Genomic DNA, 26,490 nt, shown 5'->3' on the forward strand with positions numbered 1-26,490 from the left:
CACCCCATTAAGTTTGGCTGTCAAGGAATCCTTGCAAAATTACACTTGCCGCCATTTTATCGATTACTTTTTTTCTTTTTTTACGGCTGACATCGGCTTCCAGTAATATTCTTTCTGCCTGCGCCGTGCTTAAACGTTCGTCCCATAAAATAACGGGCAGATTGAGCCGTTTTTTTAATTCTTCAGCATAAACCTTTGAGGCCTCTGCCCGCGGGCCGATCGTGTTGTTCATATTTTTCGGGAAACCGACGACAATTTTTTCGACGCCGTGGATTTGTGCGAGCTCAGCGACCCTGTCGAAACCGAAATTGCCCTTTGCTTCATTGATGGCAATCGTTTCGATGCCTTGGGCAGTCCAGCCCAGGGCATCGCTGACCGCCACACCGACGGTTTTCGAACCGACATCAAGGCCCATAATTTTCAATTTAATCCCCCGCGATGTTGTTTCAAATACGATTTGACCAGTTCTTCGATAATTTCATCCCGCTCCAGTTTGCGAATCATATTCCGGGCATCCTGATGGCGCGGGATATAAGCCGGGTCGCCCGAGAGGAGGTATCCGACAATCTGGTTAATCGGATTATAGCCTTTTTCCTGCAGCGCGCTGTATACATGAAGCAAAGCTTCCTTGACCTCGTGTTCCGTCGGTTCTTCCGGAAAATTAAATCTCATCGTTTCATCGAATGAGCTCATTATCGCAGCACCTCTCTACTAAAGCTTGGCGTTTTTTAGATGTTCCGGTTTACACAAATTTTAAAGGTGCATTTTCCGTTTTCTGCCTGAAAATGATCCGTGTAAACAACCAGCTTTGTTTCATTGTACACTACTTTTTGCGCGAATCAAACGGATTTTACCCATTCTTCTACAATTTGTAATGCGGCATCAATTTGTTCAGGCTGTTTGCCGCCGGCCTGCGCCATGTCCGGACGGCCGCCGCCCCCGCCGCCGCAGCGCGATGCCACTTCTTTTACAAGCTTCCCAGCATGGTACCCTTTTTCGACAAGGTCTTTGGTGACGCCGGCAATGAAGCTGGCTTTCCCGCCTGTTGCCGCAGCGAGGACAATAATCCCGCTTCCGAGTTTTTGTTTTAAATTGTCCGCCATATTGCGCAGCTGGTTCATGTCGCCGGCTTCGACTTTCGCCGCGAGCACATTTATGCCGTCTACCACTTTTACGCGGTCCACAAGCGATCCGGCTTCGATATTGGCGAGTTTTGCAGCCAGGGATTCATTTTCACGCTGTGCTTCTTTCAATTCCTGCTGGAGGGCGTCGATACGGCCCGGCAATTCTGTTGGTTTTGCTTTTAATTTGGCGCTTGCCTCTTTTAAAAGGTGGAGCTGTTCCTGCATCAATCCGTAAGCATATTTTCCCGTCACCGCTTCAATCCGCCGGGTGCCGGCACCGATCCCGGATTCGGAGACAATTTTGAACAGGCCGATCTGGGCCGTGTTTGAAACATGGCAGCCGCCGCACAGTTCCAGGCTGTATCCGCCCATTTGAACGACGCGGACGATCTCCCCGTATTTCTCGCCAAACAGCGCCATCGCTCCCATTGCTTTCGCTTCGTCCAGTTTTTTCAAATCGGTTGTAACCGGCAGGCTTGCCCAAATTTTTTCATTGACAATCGTTTCAATTTTTTCGAGTTCTTCTTCTGTCACCTGCCCGAAATGCGAGAAGTCAAAACGGAGGCGCCCCGGTTCGACAAGCGATCCGGCCTGGTTAACATGAATTCCGAGCACATCTTTCAATGCCTGGTGTAACAGATGGGTGGCGGAGTGGTTCTTTTCCGTGTCGCGGCGTTTTGCCCCGTCCACCTGTGCAAATACTTCCTGGCCGGTTTTGATGGTGCCCGATACGACAACGCCCTGATGCAGATTTTGGCCGTTCGGTGCTTTCTGCACATTTGTGACCTCTACTTTCAGCCCTTCTGCTGTCAAAGTGCCGTTATCGGCAATCTGGCCGCCGCTTTCCGCGTAAAAAGGAGTTTTATCCAAAATGAACTGGATTTCATCTCCGCTTACAGCCGACTCTGTGATGTCGCCGTCTTTTAAAAGCACAACGACATGGGCCGTCCCCTCAAGACGGTCATAACCGATAAATTCGCTTTCCACTGTAATATTGCCGAGCACGCCGCCCTGGACGGACATCGATTCTGCCTGCTGGCGGGCGTTGCGCGCGCGTTCCCGCTGCCGCTCCATTTCTTTTTCAAAGCCTTCATGGTCGGCACGGAGCCCCTGGTCGTGCGCATACTCTTCTGTCAGTTCAACAGGGAAGCCGTACGTATCGTAAAGCATGAAAATATCTTCGCCCGGCAGCTGTTCCAGGCCGTTTTTCTTTGCCGCCCTGATTCGTTCTTCTAAAATGGAAAGCCCTTCGTTCAGCGTTTCCTGGAAACGTTCTTCTTCGGAACGGACCACTTTTTGCACAAAATCGGCATTTTTTTCCACTTCCGGATAATAGGAATTCATAATCCGGCCGACCGTCGGCACAAGCTTGTACATAAAAGCGCCGTGAATATCGAGCTGAATGGCGTATCGGACCGCCCGGCGCAAAAGCCTGCGTAAAACATAGCCGCGGCCTTCGTTTGACGGCAGCGCCCCGTCCGCAACCGCAAAGGCAACGGTGCGGATATGGTCGGCAATCACTTTAAATGCCGTATCCGCCTCTTTATTTCCGGCACGGTATTTTTTGCCGGAAATTTTTTCAACCTCTTCAATAATCGGCATGAACAGGTCGCTGTCATAGTTGGTATCGACCCCTTGCAGCACGCATGCCATCCGTTCGAGGCCCATCCCGGTATCAATGTTTTTCTTCGGCAGCTCCGGATACTCGCTGCGCGGAACCCCTGGTATCGCATTAAACTGGGACAGCACGATATTCCAGATTTCAATATAGCGGTCGTTTTCAATATCTTCCTGAAGGAGCCGGATGCCTAACCGTTCCGGGTCGTATTTTTCGCCGCGGTCGAAGAAAATTTCCGTATCCGGCCCGGATGGCCCTTCGCCGATTTCCCAGAAATTGCCCTCAAGCGGGATAATATGATCCGGGGACACCCCGGCTTTTTTCCAGCATGCAATCGAATCCAGGTCATCGGGATAAACGGTGACATACAATTTTTCTTTTGGCATGCCAAACCATTTGTCGGAAGTCAGGAGCTCCCATGCCCAGGCAATCGCTTCTTCACGGAAATAATCCCCGATTGAAAAGTTGCCGAGCATTTCAAAAAATGTATGGTGGCGCGCCGTTTTTCCGACATTCTCAATATCGTTTGTCCGGATTGCTTTTTGCGCGTTGACAATGCGCGGGTTTTCCGGAATGATCGTTCCGTCGAAATATTTTTTCAAAGTGGCCACACCGCTGTTAATCCAAAGCAGCGACGGGTCATTGACCGGGATCAGCGAAGCGCTCGGCTCGACTTTATGCCCTTTTTCCTTAAAAAAGTCCAAAAACATGCTGCGGATTTCCGCACTTGATCTTTTTTTCATGAGAAAACCTCCTCTGTGATTTATGAAAACCGGAACCCCTGGACGCAAAAAAGCCCCCATCCCGGACAGGGACGAGAGGCTTGCTCGCGGTACCACCCTGATTAAAGGCAAAAAACGCCTTTCTCTTTGGGTGCCGGTAACGGGGCAAAACGGCAGGGTTTGGCTGCACTCCGGATTAGCGTTCTGTTATCCTTCATTTTGGAATTTCTTTCAGCCGCGGAAATTCCTCTCTGGGCCGTGCATCACGGTTTAAAATGGGCGATAACATACTCGATCTTTCTTCGTTTTTTGATATGCAGTTCTGTCAATAGGAACGGCCTGTGCCACGCAATTTCTAAGCCATCCGGACAAATCCCTGTCCGAAAAGCCCGTTTTGCCAACAGGACACGTATGTTCATGGGTAAATTATAAAAAAGTTTACTCCGGTTTGTCAACTTGATTCGTGCGGCCTGAAAAGCGCAAAGTTTTGCGAGCATGGATGATGGCCACTTTCAGCACGGCAAGCGCCGGCACAGCGAGAATTAGCCCTGCGATCCCCGCGATTTCCTCCCCCGCGATCAATGCGATAATAATAAAGAGCGGGTGAAGATGCAAAGATTTTCCGACAATAAAAGGGGAAAGGATATTGCTTTCAATAAATTGCAGGACGAACACAATGATGACGACATAAAGGACAAATTTTAATGAGATGGTCGCCGCGATAACCGAAACGGGGATGGCGCCCAAAGCCGGGCCGAAATACGGAATGACATTGGTGACCCCGATGATGATGCCGAGTAAAATCGGGTATTTCATGCCAAGGATGGCAAATGCGACAAAAGAAAGAAAGCCGATCAACAGGCAGTCCAAAAGCTGGCCGCGGAGATAGCCGCCGATCGACCGGTCGACATCGCGAATAAATTCTGCTGCGGACGGCCGCCATTTTTCCGGCGTCAATGCCAGGGCCGCTTTTTTGACATGTTCAAAATCTTTCAGAAGGTAAAATGAAATAAACGGAATGACGGCAAGCGCAATGGCGTAATTGACGAGTTGCATCAGCATGTTGATTGAATTTGAAACATTTGCAGAGAGCCATAATTCAAAGCGTTCAATGCGCTCGTCAATCTGGTCCTGAAGCCCGTCCGGCCAGTGCTTCATCGATGTTTGCAAGTAAACAACGCCATCCCTGTACTGGTCGGCAAACTGCGGCAGATGTTCCGACAGATCGTTCATTTGGGCGATCACAAGCGGCAGCCCTCTGTAAATCCCGTAAGCGGTGCCGCCAAAAAACAAAATATAGATGATCAGGATGGCAAGCCCTCTCGGCAGCCCGTTTTTATAAAGAAATTCAACAAGCGGATGGAGGATGTAAGCGATAAAGCCGCCGATCAAAAGCGGCAGGCATACCGCCAATGCGACGTGCAATACGGGCGCCCAAAAAGGCTTGAGCAAAAGCAGCACATATAAAATAACCAGGATGAATAACAGCCAAAATAATTTATACAGCCATGTACCGCGAAACCGTTGCATAAAAAAACCTCCCTCCTTCAAGTGTTTGCGAAAGAGGGAAGTTTATGAGGATTTTTATCACCGATCCAATGCAGCAACCTTTGGGACAACTGAAATACGGAGGGCGCATACACCTTATGAACGAGCTGCCGGCGAACAGGGGTATCCGCCATTTGGCATGATGCATCCGTGCGTTCCATTTCGGCCGCTGGCGTCTGGCGAGGGAAACGGGGCCGGGGTTTTTACCGGGTATGCAGATTTAACGGAATGCCTTTCGCACCCGCTTTGCCATATTCCGCATCTGCCGCCTGTCCGCGAAGCCATTCTTCGCCATTTGGGCGGCGGCAATCCCCGCACCAAAACCGGCCGCAGCCATCAGCATTTTGTTCATTTTCCCCATTCCCTCCATCAGCTCAGTTTGCGCGCTTCTTCCTCAAACAAATCATCCAAAGAGCTCAATGTGCCGTCTTCTTCCACCTGATGGGTATGGATCGTATTTTTTGCAATCGACAGTTCAATAAAACAGTTCCAGCAGTAATACTGGTTCACGCCGATTTTTCCGATGTCCTTGCTCCGGCAATTCGGGCATTGCATGGTAAGCACCTCGCTTTCAAGCGCCATTTTTGCTTACCAATATGCCCAATTTTTCCAAAAAGCATACGTCAAACCGGCATGTATCGTTTGCCGGGGCGGACGGGCGGCATGCAAGGGAACGGTTCCCAGCGTATGATCGCCCATTCCGGAAAAAATATAGAAAACCAACAACAGGAAGTGACATGTATGCAAAACATTAAACCGCTTTTGATTAAAATCGCCGGGCATTTTATTTTGTTGTATTTGGTGCTCGGCCTCATTTACGGCATGTCTTTTTTCGGTGTGCTGTTTACAGCGCTGCTTCTTGGCGTCATTTCTTATTTTTTGGCTGATCTCGGCCTTCTTCCGCGCACAGCGGATTGGTTTGTGCTGATCTCAGACTTCGGGCTTGCATTTTCTGTCATCTGGGGGATGACCCGGTTTTTCGCCCACAACAATTTGCCGGGGCTTCCGGTTTCGCTCGGTGCTGCCGTCGTCATCAGCGTATTCGAATATTTTTATCACCAATATCTGGCCGACTATGTGCTACAAAAAGGGGTCCCGCGGCGGAGCAAAGCATCAAGCCTCCGGTATGGTACGGAAACAGCAGAGGAAATCCGCCCAGAAACGGGAAAGAAACAGCAATAAGGGCTTGCCTGGATGTTTTAAATGCCACATGAACTGCTATATCTATCTTTAAGTGTGAACTACCCTCCACTTATCAACCTTACGGTTTGATTGAAGTGGGGGCTTCTCGACTTATCGTTGCTTTTACTAGCCAACGAAAACTGACCGAGCTAACCCTCTTGTTCCAAGAGTTTTGTTACTTATGATAACGCTAATAAGCGTAATCCCTCATTTTTGATATTGATTGCTGAATTGTGATCGCGATCTAATACAAAGCCGCAAGAACATTTATATACACGTTCAGATAATGGCATTTCTTTTTCCTTGCCGCAACATGAACACTTCTTAGTGGAGGGAAACCACTTATCAATTTTCACAAGTTGTTTCCCTTGTTCTTTTAGCTTATACGCTAAGAAAGTAGTGAACATTCCCCAGCCGTTATCATGAACGCTTTTCCCAAAGTGAAGGGCTTGAGACATCCCTTTCATGTTCAAGTCCTCAATCACGACAGCATCAAAGTTAGAAGCTAATTCTTTTGACTTATGATGAAGAAAATTCATGCGTTGGTTCGCCACTTTCTCATGTAACTTAGCCACTACTAGTCGTTGCTTGTTCCAACGTGCAGAACCTTTCTTTCTTCGAGAAAGAATTCGTTGTGCTTTTGCTAATTTATCTAAGGCTTGCCGATAGTAACGTGGGTAATTGGCTTTCTTACCCTGTTCACTCTCGACATATAGACCATCCATAGCAAAATCCAAACCAACAACTTTCTGTATTTTAACTGGACGAATATCTTTCTCATATTCTGTCAAAATTGAAATGTAGTACTTGCCTGTCTTTGTTTTAGAAATAGTGCAAGATTTGATTTTATAATCAGCAGGTATCTCTCTATGCTGTTTCATTTTTATTGGCTTTTTGATTTTTGGCAGTTTGATATGACCATTTTCTAGCTTAATATTTCCGTTGACCATATTAGTTGTATAGGATTGTTTTGCTTTACGATTTTTGAACTTTGGAAAATCCGCATTTCCTTCAAAGAAATTCTTATAAGCAGTCTGTAAGTTCATTTGTGCATTTGCCAAAGCTAAAGAATCCACTTCTTTTAGGAATGGAAATTCACTTTTATATTTTGCAGGGGTCGGAAACTTTTGCTTTTTAAGCAATTCTTTATCATCCTTGAACTTTTCATACGTTTCTTTGCGTTCAGCTAACATCTTATTGTAGACAAAGCGAACACAACCAAATGTCTTAGCTAATAATGCGGATTGTTCTTTGTTTGGTAACAAACGAAACTTGAAAGCTTTGTTTTGCTTGGCCATATCCATTCACCTCACTTTGTGCGGAAAAATTTCGTATATATTGATTATATTGTAAAAAATCCGTACAATCAATATGAGGTGATAATCATGAGAGAAGAGAAAGAACGTGTAGAAATTCGTATGCCTAAGACGATATTAGAAAAATTGGAGCAATATCAAAAAGAAAATGGGATTCCAACTAGAACAGCCGCAATCTTAGAATTGTTGAGAAAAGGATTGGAAAAATAACTTTGGCTAAAGCCAACCGAAATTCATCTCCCACCTACTCATTGGTGCGATTCGCACCTTCACATTCCTTGAGGATGGGAGACTTCTTTCGGAAAGCCGTTAAAAATAATAAGGGCTTGCTGAACGAATCCGATTATGGCTTGTATCTGATTTGTCAGCAAGCTCTACCTCAATATCATAGGAGAATGCATCTGCGAAAATGCTTTATTCTGTCCTCTCTGTATGTTGAATCAGCTTTAGAGTGCAAAGTTTTTCCTGCATTTTTTATAAAACCCTTGCATTTAAAGTTCGGCCAAAGCTGTCAGTATCCTTACCAAGTCTAGGACTTTTGCTTATTCAGCAAGCCCTAATAAAGGATACGCCGGGGATAAAAATGTCCAAATCAGCCAGGCCCGGCCTGCCAGAAAGCTTGATTCCTGAGCCAAATCAAAAAGCAGCGGCCGGCCCCGCTGCTTTTTGATTTGCTTAATCCGCTTGGGGAGCCGTTTGCTTTTCTTCCGCGAAAGTGTACGGGGTAATGCCCTCCATGCCAATCATCGGGTCGACCTGGTCCCAATTTTCTTCTGTCAGGGACAGGAGTGTCTCCGTCCCTGCCTCTATTTGTTCCGTTTTTAATGCTTCAGCCAGTTTTTCACACAGTGTCGTCTTCCGTTTTTGGTCATCTTCCCTTTCCACACCCATCCGGAAAGCCGGTTCTTCGCCAAGCAGAATTAAAATTTTTTTGCTTCTTGTGATCGCAGTATACAGCAAGTTTCGGCGCAGCATCCGGTAATAGCTGCGGACAACCGGCAAAATCACTACCGGGAACTCGCTTCCTTGCGATTTATGGATCGAACAGCAATACGCAAGCGTAATCTGGTTGAAATCAGGCTTCGTATACGTCACTTCAATCCCGTCAAAAGAAACGATGAGCATATCTTGTTTTTCCGTATTTTCTTTTGCGGTAAAAAGGGAGACAATCTCGCCGATATCGCCGTTATACACTCCGTGTTCCGGCTGGTTGACAAGCTGCAGCACCTTATCGCCGATCCGGTAAACCGCGTCCCCCTGCTTCAGCTCTTTGCGGGCGCCGTTCTCATTCGGATTAAAAATATTTTGCAAAAGGCTGTTCAGGCGGTCAATGCCGGCCGGCCCCCTGTACATTGGCGCCAGCACCTGGATGTCTTTTGCCGTATAGCCTTTCCGTTTCGCGCTTTTCACCACTTTTTCCACCGCTTCTGCCACCTGCCCGGAAGAACAGCGGATAAACGAACGGTCCGCCTGCATTTGAAAAATATTTTCCGGAATACGCCCATTTTTGACATGGTGGGCCAGTTCAATAATCGAAGAACCATCTTTCTGCCTGTATATGTCTGTCAGCCTGACAACCGGGATGGCACCCGATTTCAATAAATCTTTCAGCACCTGGCCCGGACCGACGGACGGCAGCTGGTCTTCATCCCCGACCATAATGACCTGGATTTCATCCGGCAGCGCCTTTAACAGCTGGTTTGCAAGCCATGTATCGACCATCGACATTTCATCAATAATGACGAGCTTGCCTTCTACTTGCCGTTCCTCTGAATCGTCTAGGTCCTCCATGCCGGTCATGCCGAGCAGGCGGTGGATTGTCATTGCCGGCAGACCGGTTGACTCCGCCATTCTTTTCGCGGCCCTCCCTGTCGGCGCCGCGAGGACAATCGGAAATGCCTCATCTTTTTTATAGGTTTGCGGGTCAAGCGAAACGCCGTGCAATTCGCCGTACAGTTCCACAATCCCTTTAATGACCGTTGTTTTCCCTGTGCCGGGCCCGCCCGTTAAAATCATCATCGGGCTCATCAGCGCTTTTTGGATGGCTTCCTTTTGCGACGGGGCATACTCGACGCCGAGCCGTTCTTCAAGGCTGCCCAGGGCAAGCAGGAATTCCGACTCCGGGAACTGTTCCGCATACTCGGTTTGCGACATTATCCGCTCAATATTGGAAACGATTCCTTTTTCCGAAAAATAGAGGGACGGAAGATAGACTTTGTCTTCTTCCATGATCACTTTGCTCTCTTCCTGCAGTTTTACCAGCTCATTTTCAATCAGGCCGACCGGGATTTCAACATTCTGGTACTCTTCCAAAAGGGCTTTGACATCCTGCGCAAGTTCTTCTTTCAGGACGTACACATGGCCGTGCTGCATGCTTTCCATTTCCAGCATGTAACAGCAGCCGGCCTGGATGCGGTGCGGATGCGTCCCGCTGATGCCAAGCTGCCGGCCGAGTTCATCGGCCCGCCCGAAACCGATGCCTTTGATATCATCGACGAGCCGGTACGGATTTTGTGCGATCATTTCGAGCGCCTCATCCTCGTAAACCTGGTAAATGCGCATCGCAATCTGCGGCCCGAAACCGTATTGCGCAAGCCCGATCATGACACGTTCAAGCCCCTGGTGTTCAACCAACGTATCATGGATCAGCTGTGCTTTTTCCGGCGCCAGTTTTGGTACTTCGTCAAGGGCGGCGGGATTTTCCAATATTTTGCTGATCGCATTTTCACCGAGCACGCCAACGATCCGCTCCGCCGTTTTTTTGCCGATGCCGTTGAATAAATCACTGGAAAGATACTCAACAACACCCTGCTTTGTATTGGGAATGTCCTTCTGAAAGCGGTTTGCCTGGAATTGGGGGCCGAATTTCGGGTGTTCCTGCATTTTTCCAAAAAAGGTGTACGTTTCCTGCTCATGGATGCGCGGAAAATAGCCGGTAATGACCGTTTCCTTTTCTTCCATCCCGGTATTGGTCTCTTCAACCCGCACACGGATGACGGAATACAAATTTTGCTCGTTATGGAAAATGGTCGCGAGATGCTTTCCTTTTATAAAATTTTCCTGGTCCTGGAATAAATCCATCGCATGCTGTTTTTCCAATTTCATCACCTTACAGCGTTTCAATGTCTTTCAGTTTTTCAACCATTTTCAAGCCGTATCCCGAAAGCAGATGGCCCGGCTGAATCTCCACCGCTTTTTTGAAATAACGGGCCGCTTTCTCCAGGTCGCCAAGGAATTGCATATAAATCGCGCCTGCATTGTATAAAGCATCCGTATGTTTTGGGTCCTGTTCCAGCACTTTTTGAAATTGTTCCAGCGCTTCATCCGCGAAATTGGATTTGACGAGGGAGAGCGCATACTGGAACCTCGCTTCCGTATCCCCTTCGCCCAGTTCGACGCTCCTTTGCAAATACGGCATGGCAAAGCGCGGATTGCCGAGCATCATAAAACACATGCCGAGCATAAAATACGTATCTTTGTCCTTAAGCCCGAGCCGGATTGCTTTTTCAAAACAGCCGGCAGCCGCTTCATAGTGCCCCTCTTCGTATTGGATTGTGCCAAGGCTGTAAAAGGGGGCGGGAAGTTCTTTCAATTCCAGCGCTTTCCGGTAAAAATTCTGCGCTTTTTCCCGCTCGCCTGCAGCAAGCAGCACATCGCCGAAATGGATATAGCCGACCGGGTCGTCCGGATTGTCTTCGATCGCTTCATTAAACCATTTCAGCGCTTCATCATATTTTTTATCTTGCAAGGCCTTCATACCGCGTTCATGCTTGTTCATTTCGTACACTCCTGATTGATGATACGAGTATTATAACATAAAATGAATCCCTTCACTTTTTTAACGAACCCCGGCATTTTGTGAGGGCTTGCTTTTGCACCTCCCGCGCCCGGCCTGGATGATGGGCTTCTCAGGCTATATGAAGGGCGAGGCGCTTTTTACATCAGCGCGCGAGGTGGTCGTCTTTTCGGGCTGTATAAAGGAGAACAGCCCTTTTCCTGCTTGGTGCAAAAGCCTGTGCCGCGATCATGCCGGACTTTCCGTTTCCATGTTCATCCGGGAGTCAGTTTCCCCTGGCCAAAGGTTTAGAGCGGTGACCTGTTTGCCCATAAATAAAGCCATGCACACATCAATCGTGTGCATGGCTCCTGTAAGATCAGCCGACATACATGAGCTGTTCTTCGTTTTTATAAATTTTATCGATCGTGGCACCGCCGAGGCATTCTTCGCCGTTGTAAAAAACGACAGCCTGGCCGGGGGTGACGGCGCGGACCGGTTCATCGTAAATGACTTTGACTTCATCATCGCCAAGCAATTGGACCGTTACTTTCTGGTCCGGCTGGCGGTAGCGGAACTTCGCGGTGCACCTGAATTCTTCAGGCGGCTTCCGGTCCGATACCCAGTTTGCTTTCACGCCGGTCATATAATCGGAGTAGAGGGCCGGATGATGGAATCCCTGTTCCACATAAAGGACATTTTCTTTCAGGTCTTTGCCGACAGCAAACCATGGCTCGCCGGAACCGCCGATCCCGAGGCCGTGGCGCTGGCCGATCGTATAGTACATCAAGCCTTCGTGTTCGCCCATCACTTTTCCGTCGAGCGTTTTCATCAGCCCTTTTTGCGCAGGCAGATAATGGCTTAAAAATTCTTTGAAATTGCGTTCGCCGATAAAGCAGATGCCGGTCGAGTCTTTTTTATTTGCCGTGGCAAGCCCGGCTTCTTTCGCAATTTCGCGGACGCGCGGTTTTTCGAGCTCCCCGATCGGGAACATCACGCGCGAAAGCTGGTGCTGCCCGAGCTGATTGAGGAAATACGTCTGGTCTTTATTTCCATCCGCGCCACGCAGCATTTTATATTCGCCGTCCCGGTAAGCCACGCGTGCGTAATGGCCGGTCGCAAGATAATCGGCACCGAGGTTTAAAGCATGTTCAAGAAAAGCCTTGAACTTGATTTCCTTATTGCACATCACATCCGGGTTCGGCGTCCTTCCCGCGCGGTACTCATCAAGGAAATATGTGAACACTTTATCCCAATACTGTTTTTCAAAATTAACGGCATAGTACGGAATGCCAATCTGGTTGCAGACGCGGATGACGTCATTGTAGTCTTCCGTTGCCGTGCAGACGCCGTTTTCATCGGTATCATCCCAGTTTTTCATAAAAATGCCGATCACGTCATAGCCCTGCTGTTTAAGCAAATAGGCGGCAACAGAAGAGTCAACGCCGCCCGACATGCCAACAACCACTCTTGTATCTTCTGGTGCTTTTTGCATAATGCCTCCTCTTTTCTATTGTTGCTGGAACTTGCGGACAATTTCTGCCGTTTTGCGGGCGGCCGCTTCCACTTGCTCCATCGTATTGGCAATCCCGAAACTGAAACGGATGGAGGTGCGGAGCCGTTCCGAATCGCGCCCGAACATGGCAACAAGGACATGGGATGGCTCAATCGACCCGGCTGTGCAGGCAGAGCCGCTTGAAGCCGCAATCCCGGCAAGGTCCAGATTGACAAGCAGCGATTCCACGTCCGTTTTCGGAAAACTTAAGTTGAGCACATGCGGAAGTGCCGCCTCCGCGTTGCCGTTCAGCTGAAATTCCACCTTTTCCTGCTTTAAAATTTCCATAAATCTTTGTTTAAAAGTGCCGTATTGCTTTGGTTTATCAGCAAGCGCCTGCTGCGCCCATTTGACGGCCTCGGCAAAACCGGCAATGGACGCCGTATTTTCCGTCCCCGGGCGGCGTTTTAATTCCTGTGCGCCGCCGAAGTTGCGGTTTTTCAATTTTGTTCCGTTCCGAACGTATAAAAATCCGATCCCTTTTGGCCCGCCAATTTTATGGGCCGAAACGGAAAGCATGTCCACGTTCAGGGCATTTACGTCGAGCTTCACATTTCCGTAAGCCTGGACGGCGTCCGTATGGAAAACGGCCGGATGGTTTTTCAGCAGCCCGCCGATTTCGGCAATTGGCTGGATCGATCCGACTTCATTATTCCCATACATCACGCTGACAAGAATGGTATCATTCCGGAGCGCTTTTTGCACGTCTTCCGCCTTAATCCGCCCTGTTTCATCCGGCTGTAAATACGTGACGTCGTACCCTTTTGTTTCCAAATATTCCAGCGGATGCAAAACAGCATGATGCTCGATTGCCGTGGAAATAATATGTTTTCCCTTTTCAGCGGCTGCTTCTGCCGTACCGAGAATCGCGTAATTATCCGCTTCGGTTCCGCCGCTTGTAAAAATGATTTCATTAAACTGCGCGCCGATGCTGTCTGCAATCACCTGGCGCGCTTCGTCCAAAATGCGGCGCGCTTCCCTGCCGAATGCATGAATGCTCGACGGATTCCCGAAATGGCCGGTAAGCACTTGCATCATTTTTTCTGCAACTTGCGGAAGGACAGGGGAAGTGGCCGCATGGTCCAAATAAATTTTCTCCACTTTTCGCACCCCATATCAATTTAAATATAATACATGTAGGCATCCGGTTCTGTATCTTCCCGGTATTTGGCCAGATCTTCGATGGTTGTGCTGTCAAGAACGTCCTTGACCGCGTCCCGGATCCGGATCCAGAGCTGGCGTTTCACCGGTTCTTCGTCTTCAATGCCCTCTACCGGCGTAATCGGGCCCTCCAGCACGCGGATCACATCACCGGCTGTGATTTGCGAAGGTTTTTGCGTTAAAACATAGCCGCCGTAAGCGCCGCGGATGCTTTTGACAAACCCGGCATTGCGGAGCGGGGAAATCAGCTGCTCCAGATAATGTTCAGACAAATTCTGGCTCTGGGCGATGGATTTCAGGGAAGTCGGCCCCTTGCCGTACCGCTTTGCCAGTTCAATCATAATGGTCAGCCCGTAGCGGCCCTTCGTTGAGATTTTCATTTCATTCCACCTCTTTCCGATTATTCCCGAAAAAAATTGTTAAGCCAAAAACGGCAGATGAGCGCGTAAAAAAAGAAGCCCATTCATATAAATGAACGAACAGACTGGTCCCAAACTTAACATATTATAGCATATTTATCGGCATAATGCGAAACAAGAGCGGCCGGCCTGCGGCTTAGGGCACCGTCCCTGTTTGCTTATCTTCCCCATCTGTCGGCAGGCCCTGTTTATCGGATTTCCTTATCTCCCACCGGGCAGGCGGGGGATAAATATCGGCGGGCGACAATCGGTATGGATAAAGACGTCTCGAAGGGGCCCGGTTCTTTCAAAAAACCGGTTTCATCCAAAAAAACACCATCCGGTTTTCCCCGGATGGTGTTTTTTATTGTGCCGTATAGCCCCCGTCCACATGAAGGTCCGTGCCGGTAATAAACGATGCGTCATCGCTTACAAGGAACAAGACGGCTTTCGCCACTTCTTCCGGCTTGCCGAGTCTGCCCATCGGATTGTGGTCAATGGTTTCCTGAATTTGTTCTTTTGTGAAATATTTCAGCGCCGGGGATTCTGTCGTGCCAGGGGAGACACTGTTAACACGGATGCCCTGTTTGGCATACGTGACAGCTTCCGCCCGCGTCAAATTCACAACTGCGGCTTTGGCGGCGGAATAGGCCGCACTGTTGGTAATTCCGACATGGGCCATAAATGAGCCCATGTTGACAATCGCGCCTTTTCCATTTTTCAGCATATACGGGATCGCATATTTATTGGAGAGCATCACACCGGTTAAGTTAATGTCCAAAACTTTTTGCCAGTAATCCTGGTCGAGTTCATGGACAGGCCCGTGCTTTTCCGGTATTCCGGCACACGCAACCAGAATGTCAAGCTTCCCGTAAGTATCTGTCGCCTTCTCCATCAAATGTTTGACACTGTATTTATCGGAAACATCACAATGGACAAAAAGGGCTTCTCCCCCGGTTCCTTTGATTTTATCGGCAATTTCCATCTTGGATTCCGCTACATCCCCGATGACAATCTTCGCACCTTCGTTTGCAAAAAGCCAGGCCGTTGCTTCCCCGATTCCGGAAGCGCCGCCTGTAATGACAGCCACTTTATTTTTCAGTTTCACCCCGTTCACCTTCCTATGTCAAATCATACAAAAACCATGCACAGCCGGCATTTTCTCCGAGGCCGTCCACGGCACCTATTTCCAGTCTTACCATCATTATATCAAAAAAGCAACAATGTACAGCCGGGATCAACCGAAAAATATAAAAAGCCCCATCATTCCTATTCCCCTTTAAAACCCGTGCCCGGGAAAACTGATTGCTTTCCGCATGCCCGTGAAATCTGATAAGATAAGGATACGAAAACAGGTTTGGAGCGATTAAAATGAAAGACGAACCGCTTGCCTACCGGATGCGGCCGCGCACGATTGATGAAGTGATCGGGCAGGGGCATCTCGTCGGCAAAAATAAAATCATATACCGGATGGTAAAAGCTCGCCAGCTTTCTTCCATGATTTTGTACGGGCCGCCGGGTGTTGGGAAAACGTCGATTGCCAGTGCCATTGCGGGAAGCACAAAATATGCATTCCGTACATTAAATGCCGTGACGAACAATAAAAAAGATATGGAGATTGTCGCCGCCGAAGCAAAAATGAGCGGCAAAGTCATTTTGCTTCTCGATGAAGTCCACCAGCTCGACAAAGCAAAACAGGATTTTTTGCTGCCGTATCTTGAGTCCGGCATGATCGTCCTGATCGGGGCCACAACGAGCAACCCGTACCATGCCATTAACCCGGCGATCCGGAGCCGCTGCCAGATTTTTGAGCTTTTCCCTTTATCGCTTGATGAGATCAAGACGGCGCTTGCCCGTGCTCTTGATGATGCGGACAGGGGCCTTGGCAAATACAAAGTGAAAATAGAGGAAGCGGCTTTTAACCATTTTGCGCAAGGCTCGAACGGCGATGTGCGCAGCGCGTTAAATGCGCTGGAACTGGCCGTCATTTCAAGCGAACCGGACAATGACGGCGTGATCCACATTACACTTGCCATTGCCGAAGAATGCCTGCAGAAGAAAAGCCTTGCCCATGATAAGGACGGCGACGCGCACTATGACGTGCTGAGTGCTTTTCAAAAATCGATCCGCGGCAGCGATGCCAATGCCGCCCTCCATTATTTGGGCCGGCTGATCGAAGCCGGGGATCTGCCGAGCATTGCGCGCAGGCTCCTTGTGATTGCTTACGAAGACATCGGCCTTGCAAGCCCGCAGGCCGGCGCGCGCACCCTTGCCGCCATCGAAGCGGCAGAAAGGCTCGGCTTTCCGGAAGCGCGCATCCCGCTTGCAGCCGCGGTCATCGAATTATGCCTGTCGCCGAAATCGAATTCCGCGATGATGGCAATTGATGCCGCCCTTTCCGACATCCGTGCCGGAAAAAGCGGCGAAGTGCCCGCCCATCTGAAAGACGCCCATTATAAAAGCGCAAAACGGCTGGGGCGGGGCATCGGTTACAAATACCCGCATGATTTTGAAAACGGCTGGGTCAAACAGCAATATCTTCCGGACACCCTAAAATTTGCCCGCTATTATGACCCGAAAAAAACGGGCAAATTTGAGCAGGCACTCGCCCAAGTATATGAAAAAATTGAGTGGAACCGTCAGCCGTAAAAAAAAGAAAGCATCTGGGATGCTTTCTTTTTTCAATGTTCATCTTTTACCCTTTTTACCGGGATGTCTTTCAAAATGTCACGGACAACGAAACTGGCCATAAACAGCCCTGCGGTGGACGGAACAAACGCATTGGATGATGGCGGCATTTTCGCTTTGCGGATTTCGGCTTCCTCATTTCCGACCACTTTGCGGACATCTTCGCGGATGACGATCGGGCTTTCGTCGGAAAACACGACCGGAATGCCTTTTTTGATGCCTTCTTTTCGCAGCTTCAGGCGCACAACGCGGGCAATCGGATCGGTGTGCGTTTCGGAAATGTCTGCGATGCGGAGGCGCGTCGGGTCCATTTTATTGGCCGCCCCCATGCTGGATATAATTTTGATCTTCCGTTTCAGGCATTCTTTCATTACATGCACTTTGTAAATGATCGTATCACTCGCATCCACCACATAATCCGGCTTGTAAGAGAAAAACTGTTCAGCCGTTTCTTCCGTATAGAACATTTTTAAAGAAATCACGTCACAATCCGGATTGATATCGGCAATCCGTTTTTTCATCAAATCGGCTTTCGCCTGCCCGACGGTGGAAAGCAGCGCCGGAATCTGGCGGTTAATATTTGTAATGTCAACATCATCTTTGTCAACCAGGATTAACCTTCCGATTGCCGACCGGGCCAGAGCTTCAACCGCAAACGAGCCCACGCCGCCGACCCCGAGAACAGCAACGGTGCTGTTTTTCAGCTTTTGCAGCCCTTCCTGCCCGATCGCCAATTCATTCCGTGAAAACTGGTGCAGCAATTTTCTCATCTCCAAACATACTCATTTCTTCCCTAGATTATCCAAAAACGGCCCGGAAAGCAAACCTTTATGTTCAGCTGCTTGCCGCCGGCTTTTCCGTTTTTTTATCCCTGTATACGCTCGAAAGCAACGTTCCGAAAAAAGATGCCAGCACCTGCTGAAAAAGCATGCCGGAGATGACGGGCAGCACAACCTGGGCCGGGAAAAAGGTGACGGCGATGACAGATCCGGCACTGATATTGCGCATGCCGCCACTGTATGTCAATGTCACGATCATGCTGCGGTCAAGATGGAACAAAGCGCCGATCATCCAGCTTAATAAATAGCCGGAAGCCGAAATAAACAGCACGGTCAAAATAATAAACAGCACATGGGCATCCATTCCCCTGAGGTACGGCGATACGACCCCTCCGTTGATCATGACGACAAGAAACATGCCGATTTTGGAAAACGGGGAAAGCACTGAAGCGGCCTTCCGCTGGGTTTCAAGCTGTGTAAACTGGCTGAACAGGATGCCGAGCAAAGACGGGATGACGATCATCGTAAAAAGGTCCTGCATGAGCGGCCAAACCTCAATATGTACACTCTTGCCGACAAACAAGAGCAAAGTAAGCGGCACAACAACCGGCGACAGCAGGGTATCGATCAAAATGACGGTTAGAACAAGCGGAATATTCCCTTTTTGCATCATAACCCATACAAAACTTGTCACACCGGTCGGAATGGCAGCCGAAAGCAAAAACCCGGTTGTCGTCAGCGGGTGCCCGGAAAAAAGCAAATGCCCCGTTCCGTAAGCAAACAGGGGCATAAAAAGATGCAGCACCCCTAAAGCAAGCAAAACCGGAAATGGATGGCGGACAACCGCCCCGAGCTGCTTAAAGGTTGAGCCGATGCTCCCCGTAAAAGTCATAAAAGCAAACAGCCACGGCACTAAAAATAAAAGGCCCGTCAGCCGGTGCCCGAGCACCATCCCGATGATTAAGCTTCCCGGGATAAAAATCGGCATCATTTTGCCAAGGAAACGGTTTGCGCGATCAAAAAACGAGAAACACACAAAAATTCCTTCTTTTCCAAAAAATAAAAAACCCTCTTTTTCTAAAAGAGGGAAAAGAGTGGAATGAGCCCCGGACGTGCCGTTCTTGCAATCCTCTGTTTTGATCCCGCTCTCGAGCAGGTGGGTGCCCTGCACCAGGCTTTATGCGTCCCCGCAAAGGGCATGCACGCCGTCTGGCGACTCCGGACTCCCGATAATGAAGTGTTCGGTCAAAACGATAGGAACATATACGAACACCCCAGGACTCATTCAACTTGTTTATATCATAGCATTTTTTTCACCCGTTTTCAAACGAAAAAAGGCCCGCGGGCGGCCCGCATTTTTCCCGTCCGTACGGGATAGCGGCAGCGGGCGCGTTTTTTCGCCAAGTGGCTGGAAAAATTTCATGCCCTTTTTTCCGGGTTTTTACATCATTTTTTTGCGTTTAATTTCAATTGCAGTTCATCCAGCTGCGCCTCGCTGACCGCGCCCGGTGCATCCGTCAGCAGGCAGCTGGCGCTGGCTGTCTTCGGAAATGCAATCGTGTCGCGGAGGTTGCTGCGGCCGGCAAGGAGCATGACAATCCGGTCAAGGCCGAGTGCGATGCCCCCGTGCGGCGGCGTGCCGTAATCAAACGCATCGAGCAAAAAGCCGAACTGGGACTGTGCCTGCTCTTTTGAAAAGCCGAGCGCCTTGAACATTTTTTCCTGGATATCCCGTTTATAAATCCGGAGCGATCCGCCGCCGAGTTCATATCCGTTCAATACAATATCATAGGCCTGCGCCTTTACGCTTGCCGGATCGGTTTCCAGCTTCTCAATATCTTCTTCAAACGGCATCGTGAACGGATGGTGTGCCGCCGTATAACGCCCTGCTTCTTCGTCATATTCCAAAAGCGGCCAGTCCGTCACCCACAGGAAGTTGAATTTCGACTCGTCAATCAGGCCGAGTTCTTTGCCGAGCTTGTTCCTCAGCGCCCCGAGCGCATCGGCAACGACTGATTTTTTATCTGCCACAAACAGCAGCAAATCGCCCGTTTCTGCATTCGTCGCGGCCGCTATTTGCGATTGTTCCACTTCTGTGAAAAATTTTGCGACCGGGCCCTTTAGCCCTTCGTTTTCCGCTTTCAACCAGGCAAGGCCTTTCGCGCCGTAACGTGCGGCAAATTCGCCGAGCGCGTCGATGTCTTTTCTCGAATATTTGCTTGCCGCCCCTTTTGCATTGATCGCTTTTACCTGCCCGCCCGAGGTGACGGTAGACGCAAATACTTTAAAACCGGCGTTTTTGACGATTTCGGATACATCAACCAGTTCCATGCCGAAGCGGGTATCCGGTTTATCCGATCCGTACCGGTTCATTGCTTCTTCGTAGGTCAGCCTCGGCAGCGGCGTTTCGATGTCAACATTTTTCACTTCTTTCATCAGCCGTTTGATCATTCTTTCCGTCATGGCCAAAATGTCTTCCTGGCTCATGAAACTTGTTTCAATATCAATTTGCGTAAATTCCGGCTGCCTGTCTGCACGCAAGTCTTCATCACGGAAACAGCGGGCAATCTGGTAATAGCGGTCAAAACCGGATATCATCAAAAGCTGCTTAAACAATTGCGGCGACTGCGGCAAGGCGTAAAATTCGCCAGGGTGCACTCGGCTCGGCACGAGATAATCACGGGCGCCTTCCGGGGTGCTTTTTGTTAAAACCGGGGTTTCTACTTCGATAAACCCTTCTTCATCGAGAAAGCCTCTGATCGACTTTGTAATCGCATGGCGCATTTTCATGGTTTCAAACATGACAGGGCGCCGCAAGTCGAGGTAACGGTATTTCAGTCGCACGTCTTCCGCCACATCCGTCTCGTTTTCAATCATAAACGGCGGGGTTTTTGCATTGTTGATGATCGCAAGGCGGTCGGCCTGAATTTCAATTTTGCCCGTTTTTAAGTTCGGATTTACCGTATTTTCAGAACGGGCGACGACTTTTCCCTCTACTTCGAGCACATACTCGTTCCTGACTTTTTCCGCAAGTTTAAAAGCTTCTTCAGAGACCGCTGTATTAAATACAATTTGGACGATGCCGGCGCGGTCGCGCAAATCGATAAAAATGAGTCCGCCCAAGTCGCGCCTTCTCTGTACCCATCCTTTCAGCACCACTTTTTCGCCAATTTGTTGTTCCGTTACATCACCGCAATAGTAAGAACGTCCTTCCATCATGCTTCCCCCCTGTTTGCCATATCTTTAAAGGCTGTAATAAACCCTTCAAGCGGCAGTTCTTTTTGTTCGCCTGTCGCCATATTTCTGACGCTTGCTTTCCCGGCCTGCAGCTCCTCTTCGCCGATGACCGCAACAAACGCGGCTTTCACCCGGTCCGCCGCTTTAAACTGTGCTTTCACTTTGCGGCCCAAATAATCCTGGTCGGCCGAGAATCCGGCCCTTCTTAATGCCTGGAGCAATTTAAAAGCAGCCGGTTTCGTCTCCTCGCCGATCGCGACAACATAGCAGTCCGTCCTGTGGCCGGCAGGAAGTTCGATGCCTTCCGCGTCCAGTGCCGCAAGCAGCCGTTCAATGCTTAGGGCAAACCCGATCCCCGGTGTTTCCGGCCCGCCCATTTCCTGCACGAGGCCGTTGTAACGCCCGCCGCCGCAAAGGGTGGTGATCGCGCCAAATCCTTCCGCATTGCTCATAATTTCAAAGCACGTATGCACATAGTAATCGAGGCCGCGCACAAGCCCGGGGTCAATTTCATAAGGGATGCCGAGCGTGCCGAGAAACTGCAAAACTTTATCAAAATAGGCTTTTGACGCATCGTTTAAATAATCCAAAATAGACGGTGCTGTTTTCATGATCGGATGGTCATGGTCTTTTTTGCAGTCAAGAATGCGCAGCGGGTTTTGTTCAAGACGTTTTTGGCAGTCCGCGCAAAACTCCCCGATATGCGGTTTGAAATGATCAATCAGCGCTTCACGGTGCCTGAGCCGGCTTTCTTTATCGCCGAGGCTGTTGATCACAAGTTTGACATTTTTTAAACCAAGCTGTTTGTAAATGTCCATTGCGAGCGAAATGACTTCGGCATCGATGGCCGGGTCTTCGCTTCCGAGCGCTTCAACGCCGAACTGGACAAACTGACGGAAGCGCCCTGCTTGCGGCCGTTCATAACGGAACATCGGGCCGTTGTAATACAATTTGACCGGCTGGACCGCGTTTCCGAACATTTTATGCCCGATAAAGGAACGGACGACAGGCGCTGTGCCCTCCGGCCGCAGTGTCAGGCTGCGCCCGCCCCTGTCATTGAATGTGTACATTTCTTTTTGGACGATATCCGTCGTGTCCCCGACCCCTTTTTGGAAAAGCTCGGTATATTCGAAAATCGGTGTCCGTATTTCCCGGTACTGATAGTTTTCACATATTTTTTTTGCGGTGTTCTCAATATAATTCCATTTTTCCACCTCGCCGGGCAGGATGTCCTGCGTGCCGCGCGGAATTTGAACGGTCATGGCGTACTCCTCCTTCTATTGCTGAAAAATGATGGGGTTCCATTTTTATCCTCCATGTCTAAAAAAATTAATACGAAGACGAGTATCCTCCTTCTCAGCCAATGTTTATGTAAAATAAAAAACCCCCGGTCCCTTGTCTTGTAAACAAGGGACGAGAGTTAAATTCCCGTGGTGCCACCCTAATTGAAGCGTCTGCTTCCACTTTTACAGTTAACGCCTGTAACGCCCGTCCCTACTGGATTTCCGTTCAGGACAGAACCTACAAAGTGTTCGTTCATTAAGCCGTTGCGCAGAAATGTTTTCAGCCCGGGACATTTCCTCTCTTTTCACACGGATCTTAATTACTCTTCTTTGTCATCGGTTTTGCCAATTTTACCATCTATTTTTATTATGTTACGCGTGGCACCGGCTGTTGTCAAGGCTGCCGGCAAAGTTTTTCCCCGGTTTGCGTTCAGCGCCTGAAAATGCCCTTTTTTTTCGGATCGGATTTTTCATTATGAGCGCCCCAGCTTCTTTTTTAAAAGTTTCACGTCCCCTCTTGAAAGGCCGGGTTCGATTGCTGATTCAGCGTTGAACATTTCCTGTCCGGCAATTCCCGGATCCTGGAAATTGACGCCGTAAACTTGATTAAATACATTACCTGCTGTCATATTTTTATCCGCTGCTCTCAATGCCGTTCACTCCTTCTCGTTCCATCTTTTCTATTTTTCCCTTTTTTATTTTTTCTTACCCGAAAAAAGGAGTTTTTTTACGGAGCGCGAATAACAAATAGTGCATAATTTTCCGGACAGGGATGAGGGGTGGAGATGTGAAAAAACTTTTTTTCCGGCTGTTTTTCCTGGCACTCTTTTTTCAGATTGCACCCGGCGTGATCCATGCGAGGGCGGAAGAGGCCGGGACGGTGACGGTGACGCATGCGGCTGTCTACATCCGCAGCGGGCCCGGGGTGTCCTACCCGATCACAGGCAAAGCAGCTGAAAACGACACGTACACGGTTCTTCAAAAAGACGGGGATTGGTTTCAAATCCGCCTGCCGTCGGGAAATACGGGCTGGATTGCGGACTGGCTTGTGGAAACAGGCACCTCTTCCGCAAAACAAGCAGAACAAGGAAAAATCACCGCTGACCGCCTGCGCATCAGAAAAGCGCCGGACAAGTCCGCCGCAATCATTGGTACGCTTGAAAAAAACGCCGCTGTCACGGTTGCCAAGACGGAAGGCAGCTGGGTTTATATCGAAAGCGGCAATGTTTCAGGCTGGGCAGACAACCGGTATGTACAGACGGAAACAAACCGGGATGCCGGGAAAACGGCGGAAAACAATGTAAGCGCCGCGATTGTTGCCGCCTCCAGCCTGAATATCCGCCAGTCTCCTTCGCTTCAAAGCGAAACGGTGGCAACGGTGACATACGGGACGAGGCTGCAAATTACCGGAACCGACCACGGCTGGTATGAAGTCGAACTGGACGACGGCACGCACGGATGGGTCGCAGGCTTCTACGTGGCGCGCGAAAGCCAGGCAAAGCGCAGCAGTGAAGCAGAGGTGACCCTCCATTCCGGCACAAGCCTTTACAAAAGGCCCCAATCCAGCTCGGACACGGTGGGAACCGCCAAGGCAGGGGACCGTTTTCCCGTAGTTTCAGAAATGGACGGCTGGTATAAAATCAGGATGGAAAGCGGCATTTCAGCCTATATTCCGGCAAATGTCGCCCAAAAAAGCAATAAGACTGTAAAAAAAGGCATCAAGGGAAAGACGATTGTGCTTGATCCCGGGCACGGCGGAACGGATAACGGCACAACCGGCGCTTACGGCACGCTTGAAAAACTGGCGACGCTGAAAACGGCGAATGCCCTGTACGAAAAGCTGAAAAAAGCAGGCGCCCGCGTCATCCTTACCCGGAACAGCGATACGTACGTATCCTTGCCGGAAAGAACCGCCATCAGCAATACAAACCATGCCGATGCTTTTGTCAGCATTCATTTTGACAGCGCTGAAGATCCTCATACGCGCGGGCATACGACGTACTATTACCACGCGCAGGACTATAATTTCGCAAGGCTTGTCAATAACCAGATCACAAGCCGGCTCGGCACCGTTGACAGGGGCGTAAAATTCGGGGATTTCCATGTCATCCGTGAAAATACACAGCCAGCCATTTTGCTTGAACTCGGTTACTTGAGCAGCCCGGCTGAAGAAAAGCATATCGCGGAGAAATCTTTTCAAACGAAGGCGGTGGCCGGGATTTATAACGGGTTAAAAGCTTATTTTCAGTAAAAAAATGCCGGGGCATCCCCGGCATTTTTTATTTTTTAATGTTTGGCTGCGGCATTGCGCGTTTGATAAAGAACGACAAAATTAACGCAAACGCTGCGATCCCGGTCGCGACGAAAAAGGCATCGTTTATGCCGCTGATCGTCGCACTCACAACCGATTTTTTATATACAATATAGGAGCCAAGCACCTGTCCGTACTGGGAAGGCAGACCGGAAGCATGGGCCAGGCCCTGTCCGATGGCCGCAATTTTTTCAGACACATACGGGTTGAGGTTTGCATAGGCATTGACATAGTTTGCCGTATGGAAATCGGCACGAGTGGACATTACGGTTACGAGAAATGCCGTTCCGAGACTTCCGGCAACCGTACGGGCGGTGTTGGCCGCAGCCGTCCCATGGCTGGTCATATGAATTGGCAGCTGGTTCATCCCTTCTGTCATGATGGTCATCATAATGAAAGACATCCCAAAGCTGCGCAAAACATATAGGAACAACAAGTGGCCGTAGGAGGTCGTCATCGACAGCTTCGTAAATTCGTAAGTCGTCCAGACGGTGATAATCAAACCAAAGACAGCGAGCGGCCTTGCCCCCATCTTGTCAAACAGCCAGCCGGATATCGGCGACATAATCCCCATGATGATCGCCCCCGGCAGCATCAGCAAACCGGAATCAAGCGCTGTAAACCCGCGGATGTTTTGCAAATAAATCGGCAGCAAAATCATCCCGGCAAACATCGCCATATTCACCACCATGCTGACAATCGTCGTTAAAGTAAAGATATCATACTTGAATACACGCAAATCAAGCATCGGTTTTTCCGTCGTTAATTCCCGCCATACGAACAAAACAAGCGAGATAACGGCAATGATCAGGGAAATAACCACTTGTTTGCTGCTCCAGCCTTCATTTCCGGCTTCACTAAATCCGTACAGCAAAAATCCGAAACCGAGCGTGGAGAATATAATACCCGGAAAATCGATTTTCGGGTTTGTCGTTTTCATGACATCTTTCATCCATGCCAAAGTGACAAATATATCAATCACGCCGAACGGAATGACAATCCAGAACAAAATGTGCCAGTCGTAATGGCCGACCAGCCACCCTGACAATGTCGGGCCGATCGCCGGGGCGAAAATCATGGCAACTCCCATCATCCCCATCGCGCTGCCGCGTTTTTCCGGCGGGAAGATGGTTAAGAACACCGTCATCATCAGCGGCATGATGATCCCGGCACCGGAAGCCTGGACAATGCGCCCGAGCATCAGGATCGAGAAGTTTGTCGAAATGGCGCACAAAACCGATCCGGCCGTAAAGAGGGAAACGGCTGTAATCAGCATTTTCCGCGTGCCCCATTTACTGATCATAAATGCCGTAACCGGAACAAGGATCCCGTTTACAAGCATATATCCGGTTGACAGCCATTGCACCGTATTTGCCGTCACATTCAAGTCGTTCATAATATGCGGAATGGCGACATTCAAAAGCGTTTGGTTCAAAATCGCCACAAATGCCCCGAGCATCATGGCAGCAACAATTTTCCCCCTGCCGTGCCCTTCTTCCACTTCCCGAGGAACAGCTCGACTGGGCGCTTCCGCCGGACGTTTTTCGCCGTCCGTTCCGGTGCGGCGCGTTTCCATTTTTTCTGGCCGTGCCGCCAATCCTTCATCTGTTTTTGCCGACACCTGCGTTTCCGCTTTTTCAGGCGGTGCAGGCATTGTTTCCATTTCCGGCACCCGCTTGTCAAGAAGCGGGCTTTCCATCTTTTTCTTCCTTCCCCTGTTCCTTAATATGAGATTCAGGACAAGAAGGACAATGACCGATAAAAGAACATAACCTGCGATAAATTTTCCCATC

General features: G+C 49.4%; 23 protein-coding genes, 1 other RNA gene and 1 other annotated feature. Of the genes, 4 read left to right on the plus strand and 20 right to left on the minus strand.

The annotated features are described in order from the left end of the window. Positions 1-7 precede the first annotated feature (7 nt). From ruvX to NST20_RS09475, 6 genes are all read right to left on the minus strand, one after another. Positions 8-424, minus strand: a complete 417-nt coding sequence (gene ruvX / locus NST20_RS09450; RefSeq protein ID WP_013859753.1) for a Holliday junction resolvase RuvX — start codon at positions 422-424, stop codon at positions 8-10. Continuing rightward, positions 421-693 (minus strand): IreB family regulatory phosphoprotein, encoded by a 273-nt coding sequence (locus NST20_RS09455; protein WP_019720823.1) that lies wholly within the window; start codon positions 691-693, stop codon positions 421-423. The genes ruvX and NST20_RS09455 overlap by 4 nt, the downstream gene beginning before the upstream one ends. 146 nt (positions 694-839) lie before the next feature. Further along, entirely contained in the window at positions 840-3,485 is a 2,646-nt protein-coding gene (alaS, locus tag NST20_RS09460; RefSeq protein ID WP_342399335.1) for an alanine--tRNA ligase, read from the minus strand. Positions 3,486-3,902: 417 nt separating this feature from the next. Further along, on the minus strand, positions 3,903-4,994 hold the full coding sequence (locus NST20_RS09465) for an AI-2E family transporter (protein WP_342399336.1): 1,092 nt from the start codon (positions 4,992-4,994) through the stop codon (positions 3,903-3,905). A 238-nt stretch (positions 4,995-5,232) separates the two neighbouring features. Continuing rightward, positions 5,233-5,364 (minus strand): DUF3918 family protein, encoded by a 132-nt coding sequence (locus tag NST20_RS09470; RefSeq protein ID WP_234969463.1) that lies wholly within the window; start codon positions 5,362-5,364, stop codon positions 5,233-5,235. A gap of 17 nt (positions 5,365-5,381) precedes the next feature. Then, positions 5,382-5,594, minus strand: a complete 213-nt coding sequence (locus tag NST20_RS09475) for a hypothetical protein (RefSeq protein ID WP_013859758.1) — start codon at positions 5,592-5,594, stop codon at positions 5,382-5,384. Between the two features lie 159 nt (positions 5,595-5,753). Between NST20_RS09475 and NST20_RS09480 the strand changes: the two genes are divergently transcribed. Then, positions 5,754-6,194 carry a YndM family protein gene (locus NST20_RS09480; RefSeq protein WP_013859759.1) on the plus strand — a complete coding sequence of 147 codons (441 nt, stop codon included), beginning with the start codon at positions 5,754-5,756 and terminating at the stop codon, positions 6,192-6,194. Between the two features lie 179 nt (positions 6,195-6,373). On the opposite strand, the gene NST20_RS09485 is transcribed toward NST20_RS09480, so the two are convergent. Beyond that, a complete protein-coding gene (locus NST20_RS09485; protein WP_014095882.1) occupies positions 6,374-7,492 on the minus strand; it encodes an RNA-guided endonuclease TnpB family protein in 1,119 nt (372 codons plus the stop codon). A gap of 87 nt (positions 7,493-7,579) precedes the next feature. Here NST20_RS09485 and NST20_RS09490 point away from each other — a divergent pair, with 87 nt between their 5' ends. Next, a complete protein-coding gene (locus NST20_RS09490; RefSeq protein WP_003352379.1) occupies positions 7,580-7,720 on the plus strand; it encodes a ribbon-helix-helix protein, CopG family in 141 nt (46 codons plus the stop codon). Between the two features lie 465 nt (positions 7,721-8,185). Here the strand turns inward: NST20_RS09490 and NST20_RS09495 are convergent, their stop codons facing one another. From NST20_RS09495 to NST20_RS09520, 6 genes are all read right to left on the minus strand, one after another. Further along, positions 8,186-10,609 carry an ATP-dependent RecD-like DNA helicase gene (locus NST20_RS09495; protein ID WP_342400419.1) on the minus strand — a complete coding sequence of 808 codons (2,424 nt, stop codon included), beginning with the start codon at positions 10,607-10,609 and terminating at the stop codon, positions 8,186-8,188. 10 nt (positions 10,610-10,619) lie between these two features. Further along, a complete protein-coding gene (locus tag NST20_RS09500) occupies positions 10,620-11,288 on the minus strand; it encodes a tetratricopeptide repeat protein (protein WP_013859761.1) in 669 nt (222 codons plus the stop codon). A gap of 376 nt (positions 11,289-11,664) precedes the next feature. Continuing rightward, the gene (mnmA, locus tag NST20_RS09505) at positions 11,665-12,780 is read right to left on the minus strand and encodes a tRNA 2-thiouridine(34) synthase MnmA (RefSeq protein WP_342399337.1); all 1,116 of its coding nucleotides are present in this window, start codon (positions 12,778-12,780) and stop codon (positions 11,665-11,667) included. Between the two features lie 15 nt (positions 12,781-12,795). Further along, positions 12,796-13,941: a cysteine desulfurase family protein gene (locus NST20_RS09510; protein WP_017552629.1), complete on the minus strand. Its 1,146-nt coding sequence runs from the start codon at positions 13,939-13,941 to the stop codon at positions 12,796-12,798. 20 nt (positions 13,942-13,961) lie between these two features. Continuing rightward, positions 13,962-14,381 (minus strand): Rrf2 family transcriptional regulator, encoded by a 420-nt coding sequence (locus tag NST20_RS09515; protein WP_013859764.1) that lies wholly within the window; start codon positions 14,379-14,381, stop codon positions 13,962-13,964. Between the two features lie 382 nt (positions 14,382-14,763). Continuing rightward, positions 14,764-15,507: an SDR family oxidoreductase gene (locus NST20_RS09520; RefSeq protein WP_342399338.1), complete on the minus strand. Its 744-nt coding sequence runs from the start codon at positions 15,505-15,507 to the stop codon at positions 14,764-14,766. Between the two features lie 263 nt (positions 15,508-15,770). On the opposite strand from NST20_RS09520, the gene NST20_RS09525 reads away from it, so the two are divergent. Continuing rightward, on the plus strand, positions 15,771-17,048 hold the full coding sequence (locus NST20_RS09525; RefSeq protein ID WP_342399339.1) for a replication-associated recombination protein A: 1,278 nt from the start codon (positions 15,771-15,773) through the stop codon (positions 17,046-17,048). Positions 17,049-17,080: 32 nt separating this feature from the next. Here NST20_RS09525 and NST20_RS09530 read toward each other — a convergent pair whose 3' ends face one another. From NST20_RS09530 to NST20_RS09555, 6 genes are all read right to left on the minus strand, one after another. Then, positions 17,081-17,848, minus strand: a complete 768-nt coding sequence (locus tag NST20_RS09530; protein ID WP_017552633.1) for a tRNA threonylcarbamoyladenosine dehydratase — start codon at positions 17,846-17,848, stop codon at positions 17,081-17,083. A 73-nt stretch (positions 17,849-17,921) separates the two neighbouring features. After that, entirely contained in the window at positions 17,922-18,857 is a 936-nt protein-coding gene (locus NST20_RS09535; RefSeq protein WP_342400420.1) for a bile acid:sodium symporter family protein, read from the minus strand. A 108-nt stretch (positions 18,858-18,965) separates the two neighbouring features. Continuing rightward, positions 18,966-19,150, minus strand: a non-coding RNA gene (gene ssrS / locus NST20_RS09540) — 6S RNA. 162 nt (positions 19,151-19,312) lie between these two features. After that, the gene (gene aspS, locus NST20_RS09545; protein ID WP_342399340.1) at positions 19,313-21,085 is read right to left on the minus strand and encodes an aspartate--tRNA ligase; all 1,773 of its coding nucleotides are present in this window, start codon (positions 21,083-21,085) and stop codon (positions 19,313-19,315) included. Then, on the minus strand, positions 21,082-22,365 hold the full coding sequence (gene hisS, locus NST20_RS09550) for a histidine--tRNA ligase (RefSeq protein WP_342399341.1): 1,284 nt from the start codon (positions 22,363-22,365) through the stop codon (positions 21,082-21,084). The genes aspS and hisS overlap by 4 nt, the downstream gene beginning before the upstream one ends. A 144-nt stretch (positions 22,366-22,509) precedes the next feature. After that, positions 22,510-22,732 (minus strand) — a binding site (T-box leader). A 127-nt stretch (positions 22,733-22,859) separates the two neighbouring features. After that, a complete protein-coding gene (locus tag NST20_RS09555) occupies positions 22,860-23,036 on the minus strand; it encodes a hypothetical protein (RefSeq protein WP_342399342.1) in 177 nt (58 codons plus the stop codon). Between the two features lie 137 nt (positions 23,037-23,173). Here NST20_RS09555 and NST20_RS09560 point away from each other — a divergent pair, with 137 nt between their 5' ends. Next, entirely contained in the window at positions 23,174-24,637 is a 1,464-nt protein-coding gene (locus tag NST20_RS09560) for an N-acetylmuramoyl-L-alanine amidase (RefSeq protein ID WP_342399343.1), read from the plus strand. Positions 24,638-24,665: 28 nt separating this feature from the next. Here the strand turns inward: NST20_RS09560 and NST20_RS09565 are convergent, their stop codons facing one another. Beyond that, positions 24,666-26,489 (minus strand): DHA2 family efflux MFS transporter permease subunit, encoded by a 1,824-nt coding sequence (locus NST20_RS09565; protein ID WP_342399344.1) that lies wholly within the window; start codon positions 26,487-26,489, stop codon positions 24,666-24,668. Between the last annotated feature and the right edge of the window lies 1 nt (position 26,490).

The sequence above is a fragment of the Weizmannia sp. FSL W8-0676 genome, from assembly GCF_038593015.1.
In the GTDB taxonomy this organism is placed as follows: Bacteria; Bacillota; Bacilli; order Bacillales; family Bacillaceae_C; genus Weizmannia; species Weizmannia coagulans.